Origin of the sequence: Caballeronia zhejiangensis, from assembly GCF_022879815.1 — a bacterium.
Classification (GTDB): Bacteria; Pseudomonadota; Gammaproteobacteria; order Burkholderiales; family Burkholderiaceae; genus Caballeronia; species Caballeronia zhejiangensis.
Window position 1 is genome coordinate 82,899 of the sequence record NZ_CP084285.1, and the last position, 20,889, is coordinate 103,787.

General features: G+C 61.9%; 21 protein-coding genes. 13 read left to right on the forward strand and 8 right to left on the reverse strand.

What is annotated here, in order from left to right; genetic code table 11:
• Positions 1–51: 51 nt before the first annotated feature.
• Positions 52–636 (reverse strand): DUF1349 domain-containing protein, encoded by a 585-nt coding sequence (locus LDZ23_RS21460; RefSeq protein ID WP_033536197.1) that lies wholly within the window; start codon positions 634–636, stop codon positions 52–54.
• A gap of 171 nt (positions 637–807) precedes the next feature.
• Here LDZ23_RS21460 and LDZ23_RS21465 point away from each other — a divergent pair, with 171 nt between their 5' ends.
• On the forward strand, positions 808–2,220 hold the full coding sequence (locus tag LDZ23_RS21465; RefSeq protein WP_008347998.1) for an HdeD family acid-resistance protein: 1,413 nt from the start codon (positions 808–810) through the stop codon (positions 2,218–2,220).
• 17 nt (positions 2,221–2,237) lie between these two features.
• Here the strand turns inward: LDZ23_RS21465 and LDZ23_RS21470 are convergent, their stop codons facing one another.
• Both LDZ23_RS21470 and LDZ23_RS21475 read right to left on the reverse strand, forming a co-directional pair.
• Entirely contained in the window at positions 2,238–2,495 is a 258-nt protein-coding gene (locus LDZ23_RS21470; protein ID WP_033536198.1) for a hypothetical protein, read from the reverse strand.
• A gap of 38 nt (positions 2,496–2,533) precedes the next feature.
• Positions 2,534–2,986: a Rossmann-fold NAD(P)-binding domain-containing protein gene (locus LDZ23_RS21475; protein WP_008348002.1), complete on the reverse strand. Its 453-nt coding sequence runs from the start codon at positions 2,984–2,986 to the stop codon at positions 2,534–2,536.
• 42 nt (positions 2,987–3,028) lie between these two features.
• On the opposite strand from LDZ23_RS21475, the gene LDZ23_RS21480 reads away from it, so the two are divergent.
• Positions 3,029–3,349: a hypothetical protein gene (locus LDZ23_RS21480; RefSeq protein WP_008348003.1), complete on the forward strand. Its 321-nt coding sequence runs from the start codon at positions 3,029–3,031 to the stop codon at positions 3,347–3,349.
• A gap of 13 nt (positions 3,350–3,362) precedes the next feature.
• Here the strand turns inward: LDZ23_RS21480 and LDZ23_RS21485 are convergent, their stop codons facing one another.
• Positions 3,363–4,424 (reverse strand): glycosyltransferase family 2 protein, encoded by a 1,062-nt coding sequence (locus LDZ23_RS21485; protein ID WP_144403691.1) that lies wholly within the window; start codon positions 4,422–4,424, stop codon positions 3,363–3,365.
• A gap of 692 nt (positions 4,425–5,116) precedes the next feature.
• Complete coding sequence (locus tag LDZ23_RS21490) at positions 5,117–6,169, reverse strand: LacI family DNA-binding transcriptional regulator (RefSeq protein WP_244808214.1); 1,053 nt, start codon at positions 6,167–6,169, stop codon at positions 5,117–5,119.
• A 146-nt stretch (positions 6,170–6,315) separates the two neighbouring features.
• Here LDZ23_RS21490 and LDZ23_RS21495 point away from each other — a divergent pair, with 146 nt between their 5' ends.
• Positions 6,316–7,395 carry a fatty acid desaturase family protein gene (locus tag LDZ23_RS21495; RefSeq protein ID WP_033536199.1) on the forward strand — a complete coding sequence of 360 codons (1,080 nt, stop codon included), beginning with the start codon at positions 6,316–6,318 and terminating at the stop codon, positions 7,393–7,395.
• Positions 7,396–7,412: 17 nt separating this feature from the next.
• Positions 7,413–7,721, forward strand: coding sequence for a non-heme iron oxygenase ferredoxin subunit (locus LDZ23_RS21500; RefSeq protein ID WP_008348011.1), 309 nt, complete (start codon positions 7,413–7,415; stop codon positions 7,719–7,721).
• Positions 7,722–7,804: 83 nt separating this feature from the next.
• Here the strand turns inward: LDZ23_RS21500 and LDZ23_RS21505 are convergent, their stop codons facing one another.
• Complete coding sequence (locus LDZ23_RS21505; protein ID WP_033536200.1) at positions 7,805–9,760, reverse strand: methyl-accepting chemotaxis protein; 1,956 nt, start codon at positions 9,758–9,760, stop codon at positions 7,805–7,807.
• 401 nt (positions 9,761–10,161) lie between these two features.
• Here LDZ23_RS21505 and LDZ23_RS21510 point away from each other — a divergent pair, with 401 nt between their 5' ends.
• Positions 10,162–11,451 (forward strand): MFS transporter, encoded by a 1,290-nt coding sequence (locus tag LDZ23_RS21510; RefSeq protein ID WP_008348015.1) that lies wholly within the window; start codon positions 10,162–10,164, stop codon positions 11,449–11,451.
• 75 nt (positions 11,452–11,526) lie between these two features.
• Here LDZ23_RS21510 and LDZ23_RS21515 read toward each other — a convergent pair whose 3' ends face one another.
• A complete protein-coding gene (locus LDZ23_RS21515) occupies positions 11,527–12,516 on the reverse strand; it encodes a LacI family DNA-binding transcriptional regulator (RefSeq protein ID WP_008348017.1) in 990 nt (329 codons plus the stop codon).
• Between the two features lie 198 nt (positions 12,517–12,714).
• Here LDZ23_RS21515 and LDZ23_RS21520 point away from each other — a divergent pair, with 198 nt between their 5' ends.
• From LDZ23_RS21520 to LDZ23_RS21530, 3 genes are all read left to right on the forward strand, one after another.
• The gene (locus LDZ23_RS21520; protein WP_008348019.1) at positions 12,715–13,545 is read left to right on the forward strand and encodes an NAD-dependent epimerase/dehydratase family protein; all 831 of its coding nucleotides are present in this window, start codon (positions 12,715–12,717) and stop codon (positions 13,543–13,545) included.
• Positions 13,542–14,450, forward strand: coding sequence for an SMP-30/gluconolactonase/LRE family protein (locus LDZ23_RS21525; protein WP_008348021.1), 909 nt, complete (start codon positions 13,542–13,544; stop codon positions 14,448–14,450). Before LDZ23_RS21520 ends, LDZ23_RS21525 begins: the two co-directional genes overlap by 4 nt.
• Before the next feature lie 232 nt (positions 14,451–14,682).
• Positions 14,683–16,029, forward strand: a complete 1,347-nt coding sequence (locus tag LDZ23_RS21530; RefSeq protein ID WP_008348022.1) for an MFS transporter — start codon at positions 14,683–14,685, stop codon at positions 16,027–16,029.
• A gap of 43 nt (positions 16,030–16,072) precedes the next feature.
• Here LDZ23_RS21530 and LDZ23_RS21535 read toward each other — a convergent pair whose 3' ends face one another.
• Positions 16,073–16,834, reverse strand: a complete 762-nt coding sequence (locus tag LDZ23_RS21535; RefSeq protein ID WP_008348023.1) for a FadR/GntR family transcriptional regulator — start codon at positions 16,832–16,834, stop codon at positions 16,073–16,075.
• Between the two features lie 144 nt (positions 16,835–16,978).
• Between LDZ23_RS21535 and LDZ23_RS21540 the strand changes: the two genes are divergently transcribed.
• From LDZ23_RS21540 to LDZ23_RS21560, 5 genes are all read left to right on the forward strand, one after another.
• Positions 16,979–17,824, forward strand: coding sequence for an NAD-dependent epimerase/dehydratase family protein (locus LDZ23_RS21540; protein ID WP_008348024.1), 846 nt, complete (start codon positions 16,979–16,981; stop codon positions 17,822–17,824).
• A 105-nt stretch (positions 17,825–17,929) separates the two neighbouring features.
• Positions 17,930–18,676, forward strand: a complete 747-nt coding sequence (locus LDZ23_RS21545) for an amino acid ABC transporter permease (protein WP_008348025.1) — start codon at positions 17,930–17,932, stop codon at positions 18,674–18,676.
• On the forward strand, positions 18,673–19,326 hold the full coding sequence (locus tag LDZ23_RS21550) for an amino acid ABC transporter permease (protein ID WP_008348026.1): 654 nt from the start codon (positions 18,673–18,675) through the stop codon (positions 19,324–19,326). The genes LDZ23_RS21545 and LDZ23_RS21550 overlap by 4 nt, the downstream gene beginning before the upstream one ends.
• The gene (locus LDZ23_RS21555; protein ID WP_008348027.1) at positions 19,310–20,038 is read left to right on the forward strand and encodes an amino acid ABC transporter ATP-binding protein; all 729 of its coding nucleotides are present in this window, start codon (positions 19,310–19,312) and stop codon (positions 20,036–20,038) included. The genes LDZ23_RS21550 and LDZ23_RS21555 overlap by 17 nt, the downstream gene beginning before the upstream one ends.
• A gap of 47 nt (positions 20,039–20,085) precedes the next feature.
• Entirely contained in the window at positions 20,086–20,883 is a 798-nt protein-coding gene (locus LDZ23_RS21560) for a transporter substrate-binding domain-containing protein (protein ID WP_008348028.1), read from the forward strand.
• Positions 20,884–20,889: the final 6 nt, after the last annotated feature.

Below are 20,889 nucleotides of genomic sequence, written 5' to 3' on the forward strand. Positions count from 1 at the left end.
AGGAATCGCGGCCTGGCCCTGCAAATGAGTGTTTTTGCGAGCCGGTGTGCCTTACATCGAGATGTCGTGCAGGTCTTTCACGATGGGCGGCCCGATCGTGAAGTCTGAGAAATGGACCGTGAGACCGCCGCGCTCGGGCGTGCAACACATCGGGCCGACGAGCCATCGTGCGTTCGCGCTGCTCGATGAGAAAGGCGCGAGACGCATGAGCGTCCAGTTGCGTTCATCGGCGCTGCATTGCACTTTCAGCACGCCTTGCGCGATCGTCACGCGAAGCCGGAAGCGGTTTGCGCCGGCACGCGAGCCGAGCGACCAGTCCGAGAGGTCGTTCGTGAGTACGGTGCTGAACGTGAGCGCGCCGTCGTTGTATTCGGCGCCGGCCTTGATCCAGCGCTCGGGGCTTTCGCGGATCATCAGGCCCGCCTGATCGTATAGCGCGGAGAAATCGCCAGCGACGGCGACTTCCGCCGTAAAGTCGCCTTCCACGCTCGCCGCGAAAATATGGCCGTTGTCGCGCACGAAGCCGTAATGCGTCTTGCGCCAGAAGTCGGTGTTCGTGTCGGTCGTGACGATGAGCGTGTCGTTGTCGACGCGCCATTGCGCGGGCTCGTTGATCCATCGGCATTGCTCGAACATGGCGTCTGGCGTCGCGTGAAGATGGCAGCGCAAGTATTTCACGGCGCGCAAGCCGTCATGCTGCCGCGCGTGACGCAGTGCAGGGCAACGAACGGTCGTAGGAAAACGGTTTTCTGTGTCGAGTGCATTAACATACGAACACTTACCGTCACGCTTTGAATCGAGAGAACGATGGTCAAGCTGATGATGATTCTGCTGGGCGTCGACTATTTGCGCAATCGTTGGCGCAGCCTGACGGTCACGGGCTGGTTGCTTCTGGCCGTCGGCATCGGCGTCTTCATCGATGCCCTCGACGGCGCGCTCGGCTTTCCGGTCGCGTTCGTCGGCTGGCTGCTGCTGATCGAGGGCGCGCTGACATTGTCCGTCGCGTGGGCGGGCGTCGGCGGACAGCGCAGACTGCGCTATGCGAAGGGCATTGCATTCGTTCTTACTGCCGCGTTGATCTTCGAAGGCGATCATCACGGTCACTTCATTCTTTCGATCCTGATTGGTCTCGCGTTTATCTTCGACGGCCTGTTGCAGGCGACATCGGCGCTTGTCGTGCGTTACCGGCGCTATCGTGTCGCACTCGGCTTCGCCATCTTCGAGATCGTCCTCGGCATCTTCATGATTCAACCGTATCCGACGCATTACAAAGGCACGGTGCCGTATTGCATCGGTGCGTTCTTTATCTTCGCGGGCTGGAATCTGATCATGATCGGCATGCGCGTGCGCAAGCTGACGAGCAATCCGGCCGTATGGGGCGATGCAAGCGCGGAAGCGGCGAGCGTTGCGGACAAGGCGCCCGATAACGAAGCGCGCGTCTTGCAAGCCAGCGAATGGGACGGCCCACCCGCCGATAACGAACCGGCGCTCACCGTGCATGTGTGGACGCCGGTCGGATCGTCGAAGGCCGAAACGCAATGGCACCCGATCGTCGATCGTTATATCGCCGCGGTGGATCGCAATGGCGTGATCTCGACGGGACACGCGGCGCTCGAATCGCCGGAAGGCATCTATGTGAGTCTCTATCCCGCGGTTGAAATCGACCGCTCGCCCGATGACTTCGCGCGCCTGCTGCGTGCCACGCGCGAGAACGATGTGCCCGGCGTGTTCCAGCCGAGTTATGCGATCGAATCGAAGGCATGGTGTCCATCGACCGTGCGCGTGCGTATCCGCAATTACGACCCGGCGCGGCTCGATAGTTTCTGGCGCAACTATCGCGCGGATACGACTTATAACCTCACGCACCGCAACTGTTCGAGCAGCGTGTCGCGCGCACTCGACGCCGCGCTCGAAGGGGCGGCAGGGCGCCTTTACGGTTCGCGCGCGGGTTGGGGCGCGCTCGTCAGGATGATCGTGACGCCGGAACTGTGGGTCGCGGCGCAGATACGCAAGCGCGCGGTGACGATGGCCTGGACGCCCGGCCTCACGCTCGACTATGCGCGCGCGCTCAGCATGGTTGCCGATCCGCGTCCCTATGGCTGGCTAAAGGTCGCGCGCATGGCGCTTACGAAGATGCGCAAGTCGCGGCGTGCATGGCGCGAGGAAGGTGCGCTTGCGCAGAACGGCGGATCGAATGCCGATCCGCCCGCACGCGTTTGATGCGCTGCGCCGCTACGCTATAGATCGAGGTCTTCGGCTTCCTTGCGTGCGCGGCGTTCCTCGTTCGCGCGCCGTGCGCGCAAGCGCTGACGCGATAACTGAGCGATCACTTCGCCCGTCGACGCGCCCGGCGGAATTTCATTGCGAATGACCTTCGGCACCATCGGCAATCCCATGCGTTGTCGACGCAGCGCGCGGGCGATGGCGGTGCGGCATTCCTGACCGTGACAGTCCCATTCGTCACGGATTCGCTCGCAGTAGGGACATTTTTCCATCCCTCAAGTCTACCGCGAAACAGTGGCGGCTTCGTGCGTCACACATCCCATACGCCGCTCGCCGCGGCTCGCGTGGCGTAGTCCTCGAACGAGCAGGCTTCGCGATGCAACGCGGCGCGCACGCCATCGGCGGGCTTGTCGTTGGGGCCATCCAGCACGGTCGTTAAGAGATAGAGAATCAGGTCGGTCTCGGGCTTCGGCACGCCAGCCGCGAGCAGAGCGTCGCGAAATGCATCGGGCGGCACGGGCACGAGCCGCACGTCACGTCTCGTCGCTTTCGCGATGCATGCGAGCGCTTCGGCGAAAGTGATCGCGCGACGTCCGGTGAGTTCGTAACGCCGCTTTTCGTGGCCTGGCTGCGTGAGTGCGGCGACGGCTGCATCGGCGATATCTTCCGCATCGACGAAAGGCTCTTTGATATCGGCGACGGGCAGCGCGAGCGTGCCCTCACGGATCGGATCCAGCAGAAAGCTCTCGCTGAAGTTCTGCATGAACCAACTGCAACGCAGGATGGTCCAGCTCGCCCCGGAGCGTTGCAGCGCTTCTTCCGCCGCCTGCGCTTCTTCTTCGCCACGTCCCGACAACAGCACGATGCGTTCGGCGCCGCTCGACAACGACGCGTCGAAGAATACATCGAGATCGCGGAGAGCCGCGCGTGCGGCGCATTGCTGGCGTCGGCGATCCGGCGCGTGATGCCGCGTGCGGACAGCAAGCGCGTCAATGCGCTCGCGTTCCTGATCTGGCAGCTAGGCGAAGAAACAATGCGCCTCGCCGTCGCGCACAAGCGCGGTGAGGGCGCATTGCTCGTCGATGCCTATAAGCGAATGAGCTTGCGCGCCATCGAAGAGGCGTGAAAGGGGGGCCGCGTCATCCGCTCAACTGATTGGACGTGCTCGGCCGCCGCGCCCGCTGATGATGATCGAGGCTGCGGCGCAACACCTTTTTCACGAGGCCCTTGAGGAAGTGGATCGAGCGGTCCGCGCGTACGTTCAGATCGAACGGCTTCAGTTCGACAACCTGACGCTTGCCGCCTTCGGTGAGTTTCTCGCGCATCTTCCGATGATCGACGGCCATGGCCGTGAGCGTCTCGGACGCCTGCTTGAACGAAGCGCGATCGACGCGCGCGCAAACGTGGCACGCACGCTGAAAGAGCTTGTCGAAGACGGTGAGCCAGAAATCGTCCATGTCACTGCCGTCGCAACGTGCGAGCGCTTCCTGCCCTGTGAGGCGCAGATTGTGCATGTCGCGCAGCTTGGCTGTCTGCGTGATGCTGCCGAAGCGCCGCCGATAGCCGATCAGCGGCGCGGGAATCCGATAGATGCTTTTTGCGCGCAGATAAGTCGAGGGCACGAGGGCCATGTCTTCGTAGTTTCGTCCTTCGGGAAAGGGCGCTGCGTCGAACAGGTCGGTGCGATAGACGCGCGCCCACGCAAAGGTATGGAATCGATCGGCAAACTGCTGCAGCGCCGCGCGATCCATCGGATGACCGCCGCTCGTCGCATGGTCGACGAGTTCGATGTTATCGAGCTCGCGGTCGTCGTCATCGATGATCTTGACGTTGTACTCCACCACATCCCACTTGCGCTCGGCGAGCACCGGGATCATCGCTTCGGTGAAGCCCTTCAGATAGATATCGTCGCCGTCCAGGAAGCCGACATAAGGCGTTCGCACCGCCGCGAGGCCGGTATTGCGCGCGGCGCTCAGGCCGCGATTTTCCTGGTGTATCAATTCGATGTGCACGCCGCGATCGCGCTCCACGACCGAGCGCGCTGCCGCATAGGTCTCATCGCGAGAACCGTCATCGACCACGATGATCTTCATCGCGTCGATATGAGGTTGGGACAGCAGGGATTCGAGCGCTTCCTCGATGTATCCCTCGATGTTATAAGCCGCCACGACGATGCTGAGCAGCGGACTGGTGTCTCGCAAGGAGTCACTCTCAAACGGCATGGATGACGCTCTCCGTCGATTGATTGGGCTCTGTCTCTCCGCACGCACCATGCGAAGAGCCGTTGTCGATGTCCCGCCGTGCCGCCGCGCGCAAACGCGCATCACCTTGTGATTGATTGCGGCACGACCGGACATGCAGCTGGTCTGATGGATGAGGCTGGCTCGATCACCGTACAAGACGGGAAGCTCTGGCAGCGCATTATTGTTGGAGCATGTCACGTCATATGGCGGGCCCCGGACACCCCGGCCTGACGTGCATGTCGATGGAACAATCGTTAATAGAGCCGTTTTTGCCGGGCGGGTTCCCCGAGCAACTGCATGCTAGTCCTTCAAAGCAACGAAGCGATGACACTCGCCTCTTTCAGCGTGCAGGCAAATGCAGTCCACCGGGACATACTAGTGGAAAAACGGCCGCGTGAAGCTGGGATTTCATCGCCGCCGCCTCATATCGGCGACGCAGGATGGCTCGCAAACGTTATCGTCCTGAGTCGATGGTCGCAGTTCGGTGCGCTCGGCCACATGCCCGAGCATCTTCAGCATTCAGTCGTGACAAACGGTTTCTGCGTGCAAGCGACTGTAGCAATGCCCTGCATATTTTTCTCATGACTTTGGCGTCATGAGGTCGAAGAAGAAAAAAATACGCATTCGGTTGAAGCGGCACGCTATCAAGCTCAGACGTTCTCCGGCGTATAAAGCTGCGCCGTCAGCGGATACTGGCTGGCCTGCGCTGCTTCGCCCGGCAGCGCTTGCAACGCGCGCAGCATTGCCTGAATGGCCGTCTCGGCGATGCGTTGAAGCGGCGTGTCGATCACGAGATCGATGACGCCTTCGACGAGCGCCTCGTACCGGTCGGGCATCAGGTCGCTGCACACGGTGACGATGCGTCGTCCCGCGGCCTCTTCGCGCAGCGCGCGTATCACGCCGCCCACGCCGCCGCCGGGGATATAGAGGCCGGCGAGATCGGCATGACGGGCGAGCATCGCGAGCGTCGCCTCGTAAGCGAGTTGCTTGTCTTCGAGATTGATCTGCGTATCGAGCACGCGCAATCCGGGCGCATGTTCGCGCAAGTACGAGCGAAAGCTGATCTCGCAGCTTTCCTGACCGAGATAACGCGGCGTGCCGACGAACACGCCAACAGTGCCTTCGTCGCGACGCGTGAGGCGGCTCACGGCCCACGCGGCCGTGCGTCCGCTCTTGCGCGGATCGACGCCGATATAACCCGCGCGTAAGGGCGCACTCAGATCCGATAGCAACGTGACCGTCGGCTTGCCCTGCCCGTGAAGCGTTTCGATTGCGGCGGTCACATGCGGATGGTCCACTGCGACCACGCCGAGCGCATCCACCTGCTCGCCGAGCGTAAGCAGCGTGCGTGCGATGGAAGCCGGATCGAGTTCATCCATGTACTCGATGACGGCGTTGCAATGCTCCGGTTCGTGGCGCGCGGCGGCATCCGTCAGAATGCGCGCGAACGTCTGATAGAAGGGATCCGCACGTTTCTGCAGACAGAAGCCGAGGGCGTAGCGTTCATGGCGCTCGCCGCGTTGCGCGCGCAGACGTTCGCGCATCAAGCCTGCGCCGTGATAGCCGATGCGCTCGGCTGCCTCGATCACGCGCAATGCAGTGCCTTCGCGCACGCTGAGACGTCCGTTGAAGACGCGATCCACTGTTGCCGGACTGACGCCGGCAGCCTCGGCCACGGATTGAAGCGTGGGACGCTTGCTCATCTTTGATGTAATTGATGGGTTTTCAATTCGCGCGATGATGCCTAAAGATAGCAAATGCGCGTGAAGATTGCGCGGGCGATGCTTCCGCTTTTATCATCGAATCGGCAATGACGAATGATGCAAATCCAATCATCGCTTGAGGTGACATGATGGATTCCGAGCAGGCGCAAGGTGCGGCCGCGCGGGACGGCTATCGCGATTACCGGCTCATCGGCGGCGCAGGCGAGCGTGCGAAAGCGTCGGGCCTGGTCAATGCGGACTGGTACAAGTGCGCGGTGCCGCGGCCGGTCATGAAGAGCCTGATGCAGCGTGGCGATGCACGCGCCATCCGCGACACCTTGCTCTGGTATGCGTCGATCATCGCGAGCGGCGTGCTGGCGTGGTTGGCATGGCAAGCGCATTCGCTCTGGGCGATTCCCGCATTTCTTCTTTACGGCACGCTCTATTGCAGCCCCGCCGATTCGCGCTGGCACGAAAGCGGTCACGGCACCGCATTCAAGACGTCGTGGATGAACAAGGCGCTCTATCAGTTCGCGTCGTTTCAGGTGTTTCGCCGGCCGACGATCTGGCGCTGGAGTCACGCGCGTCATCACACGGATACGCTGGTCGTCGGAAGGGATCGCGAGATTGCCGTGCCGCTGCCGACGGACTGGCTGAGTCTCGCATTGAACGTCTTTGCGCTGAAGCACGCAGCGGGCGAAGTGCCGAAGATCGTTTCATCCGCGTTCGGCAATATCGGAGACGAAGAAAAGACCTACGTGCCGGAATCGGAATGGCCGAAAGTCATTCTTGAAGCGCGCGTGACGCTCGCGATCTATGCGGCGGTGATTGGCGCATGCTTCGTGTCTCATTCGATCCTTCCCCTGCTTTATATCGGCTTGCCGAGTCTGTACGGCGCGTGGCTCTATCTCTTCTTCGGCCTCACGCAGCATGCGGGCATGCCTGAGAACGTGCTCGATCATCGCAAGAACTGCCGCACGGTGATGATGAATCCCGTGTTCCGCTTTCTGTATCTGAACATGAACTATCACGTCGAACATCACATGTTCCCGATGGTGCCTTATTACGCGCTGCCGCGCCTGCACGAAGCGGTGAAGCATGACATGCCGCCGCCTTACACGAGCACGATCGCGGCATATGCAGAGATCATTCCGGCGCTCGTGCGGCAAACGCGCGATCCGTCGTATCACGTCGAAAGACCGATGCCCGCCGCGACGCAGGCATGACCAAGGAGGCCGTTCCGATGACGCAATGGATCGATGCAGCTGCGATGGACGATATCGAAGACGAAGACGTGATGCGTTTCGATCACGATGGCCGCACCTTCGCGATCTATCGTGTGAACGATGCCGTCTATGCCAGCGATGGCCTATGCACGCACGAGCACGTTCATCTGAGCGACGGATTCGTGATGGACCACGTCATCGAATGTCCGAAGCACAACGGACGCTTCGACATTCGCGACGGCCGGCCGCTGTGCGCGCCTGTTTGCGAAAAGCTGCGGACGTATCCCGCGAAAGTCGAGGATGGCCGCATCTTCATCGAGGTCTGATGCCCCGTCGACGATCGACGTCGGTATGTGGCGCGCACGACGACGCGCCACGTCCGCTTGAACCGCTATGAATGCGCGAAGGCTTAAACGCGGAACATGCTGACGACGCGCGCAAGCCGCTCGGCCTGATCGCGCAGTTCGGCGGTGGAATGCTCCGCTTCACCGACGAGCGCGGCGTTCTGTTGCGTCGCTTCGCCGATCAGCATGACCGCGCTGTTCACCTGCTCGATGCCGCTTGCCTGCTCGCGTGACGCAACGCCGATTTCATCGACGATGGCATTCACGCGCGAGACTTGCTCGACGATGCCGCCCATCGTGCTGCTCGCTTCCTCGGCGATCTTGTAGCCGTGCGAGACCTTCGCGGCCGATTCGGCGATCAGCACTTCGATCTCTTTGACTGCGCCCGCGCTGCGTTGTGCGAGCGCGCGCACTTCGGATGCGACCACCGCGAAGCCCTTGCCGTGCTCGCCCGCGCGCGCGGCTTCGACGGCAGCGTTCAACGCGAGAATGTTGGTCTGGAACGCGATGCCTTCGATCGTCGCGGTGATGTCGGCGATGCGTCGCGCCGATGCGTCGATCTCGCCCATCGTCGCGACCACGCGCCCGACTGCATGACCGCCTGCGCGCGCGGCATCGGATGCGGACGCGACGAGCGTCCCCGCCTGCGCCGTATTCGCAGCGTTCTGCTGCACGGTGCTCGTGATTTCTTCCATGCTCGCAGCGGTTTCTTCGACGCTCGCGGCCTGGGTTGCGATGCGCGTGGCGATATCGCTGCTGCCCGATGCAATGCGCGCCGTCCCTTCGTTCATGTCCGCCGATGCGCTGCGCACCTGCGCGACGATGCCCGCGAGTCCGCGCGCGATGCCGTCGATCGCACGCATCAGCCGGCCGATATCGTCCTCGCGCGCGCTGTCGATACGCACGGTCAGGTCGCCCGCGGCGATGCGTTCCGACGCGCGCGTCACGTCGTCGATGGGACGGCCCACGAGTCGCGTGACCGCATAGAGCAGCACGCCGACGAGCAGCGCCACGATGACGAGCCCGAGAACCAGGAAGCGATTGCGGCTCGCGTGAACGTCGGCGAGCACTTCGTCGCGATATGCAATGCCGCCGATCATCCATTGCCATTGCGGCACCGTCATATAGATGATTTCCTTGTTGCCGCCATGCACGCGCGAATCCGCGCCCGCGATATCGGGGCCGTCGAACGAGAACTCGCCTTCGTGCGTGTCGAGCATCTGCTTGAAGGGCGCAACGCGCTCATCGGCCAGTTCGCCTTTCGAACCAGGATGCACGAGCAGCTTGCCGCGGTTCGGGCTAGTCGATGCATCGACGACGAAGTGATAGCCGCTCGCGCCGATCGCGAGCTTCGCGATGGTGTCCTGCAACGCTGCGAATTCGGATGTCACGTCGACGCCAACGAAAAGTGCGCCGATGATGCGTCCCGATGCATCGGTGACGGGCTTGTACGCGGTGATGTACTGCTTGCCGAAAAGCGCCGCGATGCCGATATAGGGCTTGCCTGCAAGGATCGGCGCATACGCGGGGCCCTTGCGGTCGAGCAGCGTGCCGATCGCGCGCGTGCCGTCCTGCTTCTTGAGCGACGTCGTCACGCGCACGAAATCGTCCCCGGTGCGGGCGAAGATCGTCGCGATGGCGCCGCTTTCCTCGAGGAACGCGTCGGGAATCGTGAAGTCGTTGTTCAGCGCCTTATCGCCCGCGAGGAAAGTCGGCGTGGCTTTACCGTCGATGTCCACGGTGCGGGTTTCATCGAGCGCGAACGTCGAAGGCAAACGATGCGCGAAGATCGTCATGAAGCGCGTGACTTCCGCGCTCACGGCCTTGTCGAAGAGGCCGATCATCGTCGCGATCGAGCGATTCTCGCTTTCGACGCGCGCGAGCGCATGCGTATCGACTTGCTCGCCCGCGCTGCGCGTGACGGCGATGGTGAAGAACGCGACGACGACTGCCGTGAGCGCGCAGGCGAGCACGGCGAATTTGGTCCCGACGTTGGTCCGGGCCAGAACATTACGAAACATGGGGAATCACTGGGCGATAAGAGTTGTGATGATCCTTATCGGCAGATGCTTAAGAAACTTTAATTTGCCGCAGGCATGAAAGCCGATGCGATGGCATCGCGCGCGCCGAGCGGCTCCTGTTTCCCAGGACAATTCCTAGAAAACGATTAACTTTTCGTACGCGTCGATACGGGTGCTGAAAGGGCTTCCAACTCGCCCGTCAGCAACAGTTCTGCCACAGATTAGGGCAAATACTAGGATAGCCAGTAGGCAGCAAACCCACTATTCTTCGAAAAAACGTTTTCCAAAACCTCGGCGAGCTTGCGCTTTTAACCGGCGCAAAGCCATCGCCCACGGCGCTCGTCGCCGTTCACGCAACAAGAAACGCGGCACGACGAGCGCCGCCGCGTCCGGAGACTTACATGAACACTGTCGTTGCCGGCGTCGTGCGTACCGCCAGCCGCTATCGCTGGACCGTGTGCGCGCTGCTGTTTTTCGCCACGGTCATCAACTACATGGACCGGCAGATCCTCGGTCTGCTCGCCCCCATGCTGCAGCACGACATCGGCTGGACGCAGGTGCAGTACGGCCGCATCGTGATCGCGTTCTCGGCTTTTTATGCGATCGGCCTGCTGTGTTTCGGGCGTATCGTCGACTGGCTCGGCACGCGCATCTCTTATGCGCTCGCGATGTTCGTCTGGAGCATCGCCGCGATGCTGCACGCGGCCGTCGGCTCCGTGATGGGCTTCGCCATGGTCCGCGCGCTGCTGGGCATCGGCGAGGGCGGCAACTTCCCCGCGGCCATCAAGACGACCGCCGAATGGTTCCCGCGCCGTGAGCGCGCCCTCGCGACTGGTATTTTTAATTCCGGCGCGAACATCGGCGCGGTCTTCGCACCGGCACTCATTCCCGCGCTCGCGGTGGCCTTCGGGTGGCGCGCTGCGTTCGTGATGGTCGGCGCGATCGGCCTCGTGTGGCTCGTCGTGTGGTTCGTGATGTACCGCCAGCCGGACGGCCGCGCGCACGACGACGAAATCGCCGACGAAGGCGATGACACCAACGCCGCCGACGCGGCCAACGCCAAGGCGCGCGCGCCGGGGTTCAAGGAACTCATCAGGAAGCGTGAGACGTGGGCATTCATCGTCGGCAAGTTCCTGACGGACCCGGTGTGGTGGTTCTATCTGTTCTGGCTGCCGAAGTGGCTCAACGAATCGCGCGGCATGGACATGCAGCACATCGGCTTGCCGCTCGTCGTGATCTACGCGATTACGACCATCGGCAGCATCGGCGGCGGCTGGATTTCTTCCGCGCTGCTGCGCGCGCGCTGGACCGTGAATGCGGCGCGCAAGACGGCAATGCTGATCTGCGCATGCGCCGTGTTGCCGATCGCGTTCGTTTCGCAGGCAGAAAACCTGTGGGTCGCGGTGGCCATCGTCGGTCTCGCCGCAGCGGCGCATCAGGGCTGGTCGGCGAACCTCTTCACGACGGCATCGGACTTGTTCCCGCGACGTGCGGTGGGCGCGGTGGTCGGCATCGGCGGCATGGCCGGTTCGATCGGCGGCGTGCTGTTCTCGGAAGTGATCGGCCAGGTGCTGCAACGCACGGGTCACTACTGGGTGCTGTTCGCGATCGGCGCATCGGCGTATCTCATCGCCTTCGGGATCATGCACTTGCTCACGCCGAAGATGACGCCGGCGAAGCTCGCAGCGTAATTCGTATTAGCGATTATTAGTCAAGACATGCGCCGCGCCGCCCGCACTCGCAACTTGCAGGCAGCGCGGCGTACGTCATGCAGCGGCAGCAGTCGATTCACGCACGATGAGCCGCGGCTCGAACATGGAGTTGCCCGGATCGGGATGACCGGCGAGGGCGTCGATGAGCTTCTGCATCGCGAGTTCGCCCATCTTCTCGCTCTGAATGTCGACGGTCGTGAGTCCCGGCGCGGCGTATGCGCCGTAGGGCACGTTGTCGATGCCGGTCACCGAGACGTCCTGCGGCACGCGAATGCCGAGCGAAGCGGCTTCCTTCATGAAGCCGAGCGCGATCAGGTCGTTGTAGCAGATCACCGCTTGCGGGCGCTTCGGACCGAGCATCACGCGCGAGCAAGCCTGTTCGCCGGCAAGCGACGTTGGCGCATGGGCTTCGTAGATATCGAGTTCGAGGCCCGCTTCGGCGAGACACTCGCGCGCGCCGCGAATGCGTTCATCGTTGATGCGCGCGTGCTCGAAGCCGAGATACGCGATGCGGCGATGCCCGAGATCGAGCAGATGACGCGCGAGCATGTAAGTAGCGAGGCGGCTGTTGATGCCGACGCTCGGAATCGGCAGCTCGGCGTTACGCAGCAGCACGACGGGCTTGTCGAGATCGAGCATCCACTGCGCGTTTTCGTCTGCCAGGCGCGAGCTGACGAGCAGGCCGTCCACGCGTTGCGCGAGCGCTTCGATGAGCGGCCGCTCGCGCGCCTGATTCTCGTCGATATCGACGAGCAGCAGCGTGTAGTCGTGCCGCAGCGCAATGCGGTTCGCGCCTTTCACGACATGCGTGAAGTGCGGATTGCTGATGTCGAGGATCGTGAGACCGATGGTGCGCGTCTTGCCGGTAATCATCGAGCGCGCAAGCGGGTTCGAGCGGTAGCCGAGCGAATCGATGGCTTCCTTGAGCTTGGCCTCGACCGGCGCGGAGAAGCGCTGCGCGCCATTGATGTACTTCGAGACGGTCGCGACGGAGACGCCCGCCGCAGCGGCGACGTCGCGAATGGTCGGGGAAATTTTTTTCATTCGGAGGGTAACGTTTTCGCACTGTTAACGGATTGTCGCAGAAATTCGGGAAACGATGACATCGAAACTTGCGTTTTGCATGCGGCGTTTTGCATGCCAGACGACGATTGACGGCGCGTCGCACTGATCGATATAGTCCCGAAAACGTTTTCTTCCTTATTGCTTTCAACGCATCAGTACGTATTGACAGGAGTCTCGATGAATCAGCCAAACGCAGCGGCCAAGCCGTTCAAGCGTCTGCTTCTGACCGGCGCGGCCGGCAATCTGGGTCGTCAGTTGCGCGGCGCGCTCGCTCAATGGGCCGACGTCGTGAGGCTCTCCGACATCGCGCCGCTCGACGATGCAGCGAGCCATGAAGAGATCAGCGCCGTCGATCTCGCGGATCGCGACAAGGTGATGCAGCTCGTCGAGGGCGTCGACGCGATCGTGCATCTCGGCGGCATCTCGATCGACGCGCCGTTCGACGATCTGATCGAAGCGAATATCCGCGGTACGTACAACATCTATGAAGCGGCGCGCCGTCATGGGGTGAAGCGCATCGTGTTCGCGAGCTCGAACCATGCAATCGGCTTTCATCCAGTCACCGAAGTGCTCGACGCCGATTCGCCCCATCGCCCGGACAGTCTTTATGGCGTGACCAAGTGCTTCGGCGAATCGCTGTCGCGCTATTACTTCGATCGCTTCGGCATCGAGACGGTGAACCTGCGCATCGGTTCGTCGTTCGAGGAGCCGAAGAATCCGCGCATGCTCGTCACGTATCTGAGCTACCGCGATTTCATCGAGCTCGTGCGCTGCTCGCTGTTCACGAATCGCGTCGGTCATGCGGTGGTGTACGGCGCTTCTGACAATCCGGTGAAGTGGTGGGACAACTCGAAGGCGGGCTTCCTCGGCTTCAATCCGCAAGACAGCTCGGCCCAGTTCGACGGGCTGTTTCCGGTGACCGGACCGAGCGCCGATCGCGATGATCCGGCGCAGCGCTTCCAGGGCGGCCCGTTCGTATTGGGCGAGCCGATGGAGCGCAAGCGATGAGCGCCGCCGTGCGCGCGGAACGCATCGACGCGGCCGGGCGCGCGACCGTCGGCGAATGTCCGCTATGGCGCGCGCAAGAGGGCGCGCTGTATTGGGTCGATATTCCCGCGCGACGGATCGTCAGGCTCGAGATCGAAAGCGCGAGACGTACGGAATGGGCGTTCGACGAACAGGTCGCATGCTTTGCGTTCGACAAGGCTGGGCGCGTCGTCGCGGGCATGGAAAGCGGCATGTTCGGCGTGACGCTCGCCGACGAGAACCAGGCGCACGCCGTGAAGCTCGCAGCGCCTTCGTTTCCCGCGACGGGCATGCGCTTCAACGATGGCCGCTGCGACAGGCAAGGGCGCTTCTGGGCCGGAACGATGGTGATGGACATGTCGCTCGCGAGTGCCGTCGGCGCGCTGTATCGCTTCGATGAGCAGGGCGCTTTGTCGGAATCGGTCGTCGATGGTCTGATCACGCAGAACGGCCTCGCATGGTCGCCGGATGGCAGAACGATGTATTTGTCGGACTCGCATCCGCAACGGCGCATGATCTGGGCATTCGACTTCGACCCCGACACCGGCAGGCCGCACGCGCAGCGCGCATTTGCCGATCTGCATCACTACGCGGGCCGTCCCGATGGCGCCGCGGTCGATGCGGACGGCTGCTACTGGACGTGTGCGAACGACGCCGGCCGCCTGCTGCGTTTCACACCGCGCGGCGAACTCGATCGCGAGATCGTGCTGCCTGCGAGCAAGCCGTCGATGTGCGCGTTCGGCGGCAGCGATCTGAAAACGCTCTATGTCACGACTATTCGTCCGGCAATGAATGCCACTGACGACGACGGTCACGTGTTCGCATTGAACCCCGGCGTGCAAGGATTACCGGAGCCGGAGTACGCCGCGCTGTTACCGGTAGCATAAACTTCACGAAAACGGGGCGATCATTCGCCCCGTCCGCATTTTTTTCGCATGATTTGGGACGCAAACGATTCGAGCGCATTTTATTGGCGCGCATCGAAATGATGGACACGTCCCCCTTCGGAACCGATACCAAGCACAAACACCAATGCTGCAAGTCCTTCTGAAAGAGTAGTCTCCGCAGGTATCTCAAGCACCCGCGATCAACAGATTCTCTAATCCGGAGGAGACATTGATGGACCTTGAAGCTCGCACCATGAAGCGCGTGATGGTTCGCCTCGTGCCGTTCCTGATCTTGTGTTACTTCATCGCATATCTGGACCGCGTCAACGTCGGCTTTGCCGCATTGCAGATGAACAAGGCGCTCGGTTTCACTGCGAGCATGTTCGGTTTCGGCGCCGGCATTTTCTTCATCGCCTATTTCTTTTTCGAGGTTCCTTCGAACCTGCTGCTCGAACGATTCGGCGCGCGCCGCTGGATCGCACGCATCATGTTCACGTGGGGCATCCTCGCAGCCGCGATGGCCTACATTCCGCATATCGCGCAGGCGACAGGCCTCTCCAACGCATACGTGTTCTATGGCTTGCGCATCCTGCTCGGCGTCGCGGAAGCGGGCTTCTTTCCCGGCATCATCTTTCTGCTGACCTTGTGGTTCCCGGCGAAGTATCGCGGCCGCGTCGTCGGCTATTTCATGGCGGCGATTCCACTGTCCACCGTGATCGGCGGACCGATCTCCGGCGCGCTCTTGCAGATGGACGGCATCAACGGCATGGCGGGCTGGCAGTGGCTGTATCTGATCGAAGCGATTCCCGCGTTGCTGCTCGCGTTCGTCGTGTACTTCTATCTGACCGACAAGCCTTCCGACGCACACTGGCTTGCAAAAGAAGAGCGTGACTGGCTCGTCGATCGTCAGGCGCAAGAGCGCGCGCATCGCGAATCCGTGCATGCGTTCAGCGTGAAGGAAGCCATCTTCAATCCGCGCGTGCTCGCCATTGCCCTGATCTACTTCGGCGCGAATGCCACGAACTATGGGCTGAGCTTCTTCCTGCCGCAGATCGTCAAATCGTTCGGTCTTTCCAACTTGCAGACCGGCTTCGTCACGTCATTGCCCTATGCCGTGGGCGTGATCAGCATGGTGCTGTGGGGCCGTCATTCGGATCGCAAGCTCGAACGGCGCTGGCATGTCGCGATTGCGTTGATGGTCGCGGCGGGCGGCATCGCGGCATCGGCGGGCCTCGACGATCCGGTGATGAAGATGATCGCGCTGTCGATCGCGGGCTTCGGCATCTTCGGTTGCCTGCCGGTGATCTGGACGCTGCCGGCCTCGTTCCTTTCGGGTGCGGCGGCGGCGGGCGGCATCGCGGCGATCAACTCGCTCGGCAATCTCGCGGGCTTCTTCGGTCCCTATGCGATGGGCTGGATCAAGGACAGCACGGGCGGCTTCGGCGCGGGCCTGCTGTGCCTGGCAGGGGCGGGCATGGTCGGCGTGGCGGCGGTCCTGCTGCTGCATCACGATCAGGCACTGGAGACGATTTCCGGCGCGCATGACGTCGAGGATGGCGAGCCGAACATGGCGCGTTGATGTTGCATCGCGAGGACCGCGCCAACGCGCGGTACTCGCGTATTCATTCAAGCGACGACTGCGCGCGTCGCAATCTCTCCCGGCTGTTGATCAGATGCAGACGCATCGCGGTGCGCGCCGAATCGGCATCGCCGCGTTCAATGGCGTCCGCGATCTGTTCATGCTCGCGATTCACGCGCATCAGGTAATCCGCGTATTGATCGCGCGGAATCGGCGTCGCCGTGATGCGCGTGCGCGGAATCATGCGCGTGCCCAGATGCTCCATGATCTCGACGAAATAGCGATTGCCCGTTGCATGCGCGATCTCCATGTGAAAGCGCAGATCGGGCGATACGGTATCGCTTGCTTCGCCCACGTTCCTTGAAAAGTCCCCGAGCGTCGAGCGCATCGTCGCAAGACGCGCGGCATCGCAACGCATTGCGGCAAGTCCCGCGCTTTCGGTTTCGAGACTAATGCGCAATTCGAGGATGGCGAGCGCATCCATCGAACCGGCGACATCGGCGGGATCGAGGTGCAGAAGAGGCGACATGCCCGCTTCACACACGAACGTACCGATGCCATGCCGCGTTTCCACGAGTCCTGCCGCTTGCAGACGCGACAGCGCCTCACGCACGACGGTGCGGCTCACGCCGAAGCGCTGAACCATTTCCGCTTCCGTCGCGAGCCTGCTGCCGCCCTTCAGTTCCTGTGCATCGATCTGGGCGCGCAAGGCGTCGACGAGTTGCGCGGTCAGACTGCGTCGCGCTTGCGGCGATGCAATCGAGGATGCGTCGGTGCCGGCATGAAGATCGGGCGATAGCGTCACGGTAGTCTCGTTGGCGTGGGTTTTACACACATTGACAAATCGTTCGGCAAATGATGATATGCGTCATGTAGTGATATGACAACGTACAAGAAGACGCGCGCAGGGTAATCCCTAGCGACGACAGCCTTCAGGAGACACAACACGATGGAACAACAAACCAGCACGCCGTCCGCCGACGAAGATGCGCAATTCGATCGTCTGTTGCTGACGGGCGCCGCCGGCGGAATCGGCCGCGCGATCCGGCATCGCGTCGCCGAGTTCGCGCGGCATGTGCGGATCTCCGACTTGCCTGGCGTGTTGCAGGGCGACGCCGCGCCTCACGAAGAGATCGCTCCTTGCGATCTCGCCGACCGCGACGCCGTCGATGCGCTTGCAATGGACTGCGACGCGATCATTCATCTCGGCGGGGTATCGGTCGAGCGTCCGTTCGAAGAGATTCTCGAAGCCAACATCAAGGGCGTTTTCAATCTTTACGAAGCGGCGCGCCGTCAGGGCGTGAAGCGCATCGTGTTCGCAAGCTCGAATCACGTCACGGGTTTCTATCGGCAGGACGAACGAATCGACGCCACTGCGCGCAAGCGCCCCGATGGCTACTACGGCTTGTCGAAGTCCTTCGGCGAGGACATGGCGCAAATGTATTTCGACCGGTACGGCATCGAGACGGTGAGCATTCGTATCGGCTCCGTGTTTCCGGAGCCGAAGGACCGCCGCATGATGGCGAGCTGGATGAGCTACGACGATTTTCATGACCTGTTGCGCCGCAGTCTCTTCACGAAAGACGTCGGCCACACGATCGTCTTCGGCATGTCGGCGAACGCGCATACATGGTGGGACAACCGCTGCGCCGCGCATCTCGGCTTCGTTCCGCGTGACTCGTCCGAGCAGTTCCGCGAAAAGGTTGAAGCGACGCCGCCGCCGGCGCCCACCGATCCGGTGGCGGTGCTGCAGGGCGGTGCCTTCACGACGACTGGCCCGTTCGATCCGGTTTAATGCATGCGAAATGCAGTATCACGGCGCTCGTAGTATGTCGTCATACATCCAGAGCGGGCGCACAGCGTGTTAGCGCCCACACACCTGACAGGAACTCTTGCCGCCATGTTCTCTCTCGATTTTTCACCGCTGCTGCCGTACTGGCCGACGTTCATGCTGGGCGCATGGCTCACGCTCAAGATGACTTGCGTGGCTGTGTTCTTCGGGCTGATTCTCGGCATGCTGGTGGCGTTCGCGAAGCGCGCGAAACTGCCGGTCCTCACGCGCCTGTGCATCGTCTATATCGAGGCGGTGCGCAATACGCCGTTCCTCGTGCAGATCTTTCTGCTGTACTTCGGTCTTGCGAGCATCGGCTTGCGCATGCCGACGTTCGCGGCCGCCGCGCTCGCGATGACGATCAACATCGGCGCATATGCGGCCGAGATCATCCGCGCGGGACTCGAATCGGTGCCACGCGGACAAATCGAAGCGGCCGAATGCCTCGGGCTTCCGAAGTGGCGCATCGGCTGGCATGTGATGTTGCAGCCGTCGATCGAAAAGGTCTATCCCGCGCTGACGAGCCAGTTCCTGCTGATGATGCAGGCCTCCGCGATCGCCTCGCAGATTTCGGCCGAAGAGCTCACGGCGGTCGCGAACACTGTGCAGTCCGATACGTTCCGCTCGCTCGAAACGTACATCGTGGTCGCGGCGCTGTATCTGGCGTTGTCGCTCGTCATCAAGCTCATCGCGTGGGCGGTGGGAGAGCATCTCTTCAAGCGCCGCCGCGCGATCCGGCTTGCTGCTAAACGCGCCGGCAAGACGCCGCCCGATCCGCAGCGCATCGATACGGTCATTCCCGGAGGTGCGGCATGAGCGGCGGATTCACGTCATCGCACCTTGTCTATCTAGTGCAATCGATCGGCTGGACGCTCGTGCTTTCCGCGCTTGCGTTCGTGCTCGGCGGTATCGGCGGCTTTGCCGTGATGCTCGCGCGCATCTCGCCGCGCGCATGGCTTGCGCGCGTGGCGCTCGTGTATATCGAGGCGATTCAGGGCATACCGCTGCTGATCCTGCTGTTCATCGTGTACTTCGGCCTGTCGGTGTACGGCTATCAGGTGCCCGCGCTCGTCGCGGCCGGGCTCGCGCTGATGATCTATTCGAGCGCATATCTCGGCGATATCTGGCGCGGCTGTATCGAAGCGATGCCCAAGCCGCAGTGGGAAGCGTCGGAATGCCTGTCGCTCACGCGCTGGCAGACGCTGCGCCTCGTCATCATCCCGCAGGCGATGCGTCTCGCGCTGCCGCCGACCGTCGGGTTTCTCGTGCAGCTCATCAAGATGACGTCGCTTGCTTCGGTGATCGGCTTCATCGAGTTGACGCGCGCGGGGCAGATCATCAATAACTCGATCTTCCAGCCGTTCCTCATCTTCGGTCTGGTCGGCGCTTTCTATTTCGTCCTGTGCTATCCGCTTTCGCGCTGGAGCCAATCGATGGAGAACAAGCTCAATGTCAGCAATCGTTAAGGTCGGCGATATTCACAAGAGCTTCGGCTCCAATCATGTTCTCAAGGGCGTTTCCTTCGAAGTCAACAAGGGCGAGATGATCGCCGTGATCGGCGCGAGCGGTTCGGGCAAGAGCACGGCGTTGCGTTGCATCGACAGGCTGGAGACGATCGACCAAGGGCAAATCGAAGTGTGCGGCATTCGCGTCGATGATCCGAAGGTCGATCTGCATCTGTTGCGCCGCGAAGTGGGCATCGTGTTTCAAAGCTATAACCTCTTTCCGCATCTGACGGTCGAAGAGAACATCATGCTCGCGCTGCGTCACGTCAAGAAGATGTCGCGCGACGAAGCGCGGCGCATTGCGATGAACGTGCTGGAGCAAGTCGGTCTCGGACAGAAGGCCGATGCGTATCCCGAGCAATTGTCGGGCGGACAGCAGCAGCGCGTGGCGATCGCGCGCTCGCTCGCGATGTCGCCAAAGGTGATGCTGTTCGACGAAGTGACCTCGGCGCTCGATCCGCAATTGACGGGCGAAGTGCTGCGCGTGATGGAAGACCTCGCTGCCGACGGCATGACGATGCTGCTCGTCACGCACGAGATGGCCTTCGCGAAGCGCGTGGCGGATCGCATCATCTACATGCATCAGGGAAAGGTTTGGGAAGTGGGCGACGGCAGCATGCTCGATGCGCCGCGCACACCCGAATTGCGCGCATTCCTCGATAACGGACTTTGATAATCGCAGCATCAATTCAGCAACATTAATAACGACGGAGACGTAACTTGAAAGCGAAATCAATCATTGCACGCGCAACGCTCGCAACGTTGATGATGGCAGGCGCGGTTCACAGCGTGATGGCCGATGAACTCGACGACATCAAGAAGGCAGGCGTCGTGCGCGTCGCGATCGCCATCGGCACGCCGCTCTTCAGCTATGCCGACCAGAACCTGAAGCCCGCGGGATCGGACGTCGATACTGCCGCCGCGCTTGCGAAGGATCTCGGCGTGAAGCTAGAACTCGTGCAGATCACCAACGCCGCGCGCATTCCGACGCTGCAGGCGAAGCGCGCGGACCTCGTGATTTCCTCGCTGTCGGTCACGCCGGAGCGCGCCAAAGTCGTCGATTTCTCGAACCCGTATGCGGTCATCTCGATCATCGTTGGCGGCGTGAAGACGGCGAACGTGAAGAGCTATGCGGATCTCGACGGCAAGACCATCGGCCTCACGCGTGCAACGGTGAACGACACGCTGACGACACAGCAGGCGAAGGGCGCACAGATTCAACGCTATGAAGACGATGCGACGCTCATCACGTCGATGGTCACGGGACAGGTCGACATCTTCTCGAGCACGCCTTCGAACCTGAAGGAGATGCAGGATCGCGCTCCGCAACGCAACATCGAGATGAAGTTCGAGCAGAAGACGTTCGATCTCGGCATCGCGATGAACAAGGACCAGCCGCGCCTGAAGGAATGGGTGAACAACTGGGTCGGCGCGAACATGAAGAGCGGCAACCTCAACACGATCTACAAGAAGTATCACGGACGGGATCTGCCGGAGAACATGCGCAAGGGCGCCTGAGCGCAG

Bases quoted from the DNA above. Each gene is read 5' to 3' on its own strand.
- LDZ23_RS21515 (WP_008348017.1), bottom strand. From the start codon at position 12,516: ATGAAAAAAATTTCCCCGACCATTCGCGACGTCGCCGCTGCGGCGGGC.
- LDZ23_RS21505 (WP_033536200.1), bottom strand. From the start codon at position 9,760: ATGTTTCGTAATGTTCTGGCCCGGACCAACGTCGGGACCAAATTCGCC.
- LDZ23_RS21545 (WP_008348025.1), top strand. From the start codon at position 17,930: ATGTTCTCTCTCGATTTTTCACCGCTGCTGCCGTACTGGCCGACGTTC.
- LDZ23_RS21475 (WP_008348002.1), bottom strand. From the start codon at position 2,986: ATGCAGAACTTCAGCGAGAGCTTTCTGCTGGATCCGATCCGTGAGGGC.
- LDZ23_RS21555 (WP_008348027.1), top strand. From the start codon at position 19,310: ATGTCAGCAATCGTTAAGGTCGGCGATATTCACAAGAGCTTCGGCTCC.
- LDZ23_RS21510 (WP_008348015.1), top strand. From the start codon at position 10,162: ATGAACACTGTCGTTGCCGGCGTCGTGCGTACCGCCAGCCGCTATCGC.
- LDZ23_RS21465 (WP_008347998.1), top strand. From the start codon at position 808: ATGGTCAAGCTGATGATGATTCTGCTGGGCGTCGACTATTTGCGCAAT.
- LDZ23_RS21540 (WP_008348024.1), top strand. From the start codon at position 16,979: ATGGAACAACAAACCAGCACGCCGTCCGCCGACGAAGATGCGCAATTC.
- LDZ23_RS21470 (WP_033536198.1), bottom strand. From the start codon at position 2,495: ATGGAAAAATGTCCCTACTGCGAGCGAATCCGTGACGAATGGGACTGT.
- LDZ23_RS21500 (WP_008348011.1), top strand. From the start codon at position 7,413: ATGACGCAATGGATCGATGCAGCTGCGATGGACGATATCGAAGACGAA.
- LDZ23_RS21530 (WP_008348022.1), top strand. From the start codon at position 14,683: ATGGACCTTGAAGCTCGCACCATGAAGCGCGTGATGGTTCGCCTCGTG.
- LDZ23_RS21490 (WP_244808214.1), bottom strand. From the start codon at position 6,169: ATGAGCAAGCGTCCCACGCTTCAATCCGTGGCCGAGGCTGCCGGCGTC.
- LDZ23_RS21550 (WP_008348026.1), top strand. From the start codon at position 18,673: ATGAGCGGCGGATTCACGTCATCGCACCTTGTCTATCTAGTGCAATCG.
- LDZ23_RS21495 (WP_033536199.1), top strand. From the start codon at position 6,316: ATGATGGATTCCGAGCAGGCGCAAGGTGCGGCCGCGCGGGACGGCTAT.
- LDZ23_RS21460 (WP_033536197.1), bottom strand. From the start codon at position 636: ATGTTCGAGCAATGCCGATGGATCAACGAGCCCGCGCAATGGCGCGTC.
- LDZ23_RS21525 (WP_008348021.1), top strand. From the start codon at position 13,542: ATGAGCGCCGCCGTGCGCGCGGAACGCATCGACGCGGCCGGGCGCGCG.
- LDZ23_RS21520 (WP_008348019.1), top strand. From the start codon at position 12,715: ATGAATCAGCCAAACGCAGCGGCCAAGCCGTTCAAGCGTCTGCTTCTG.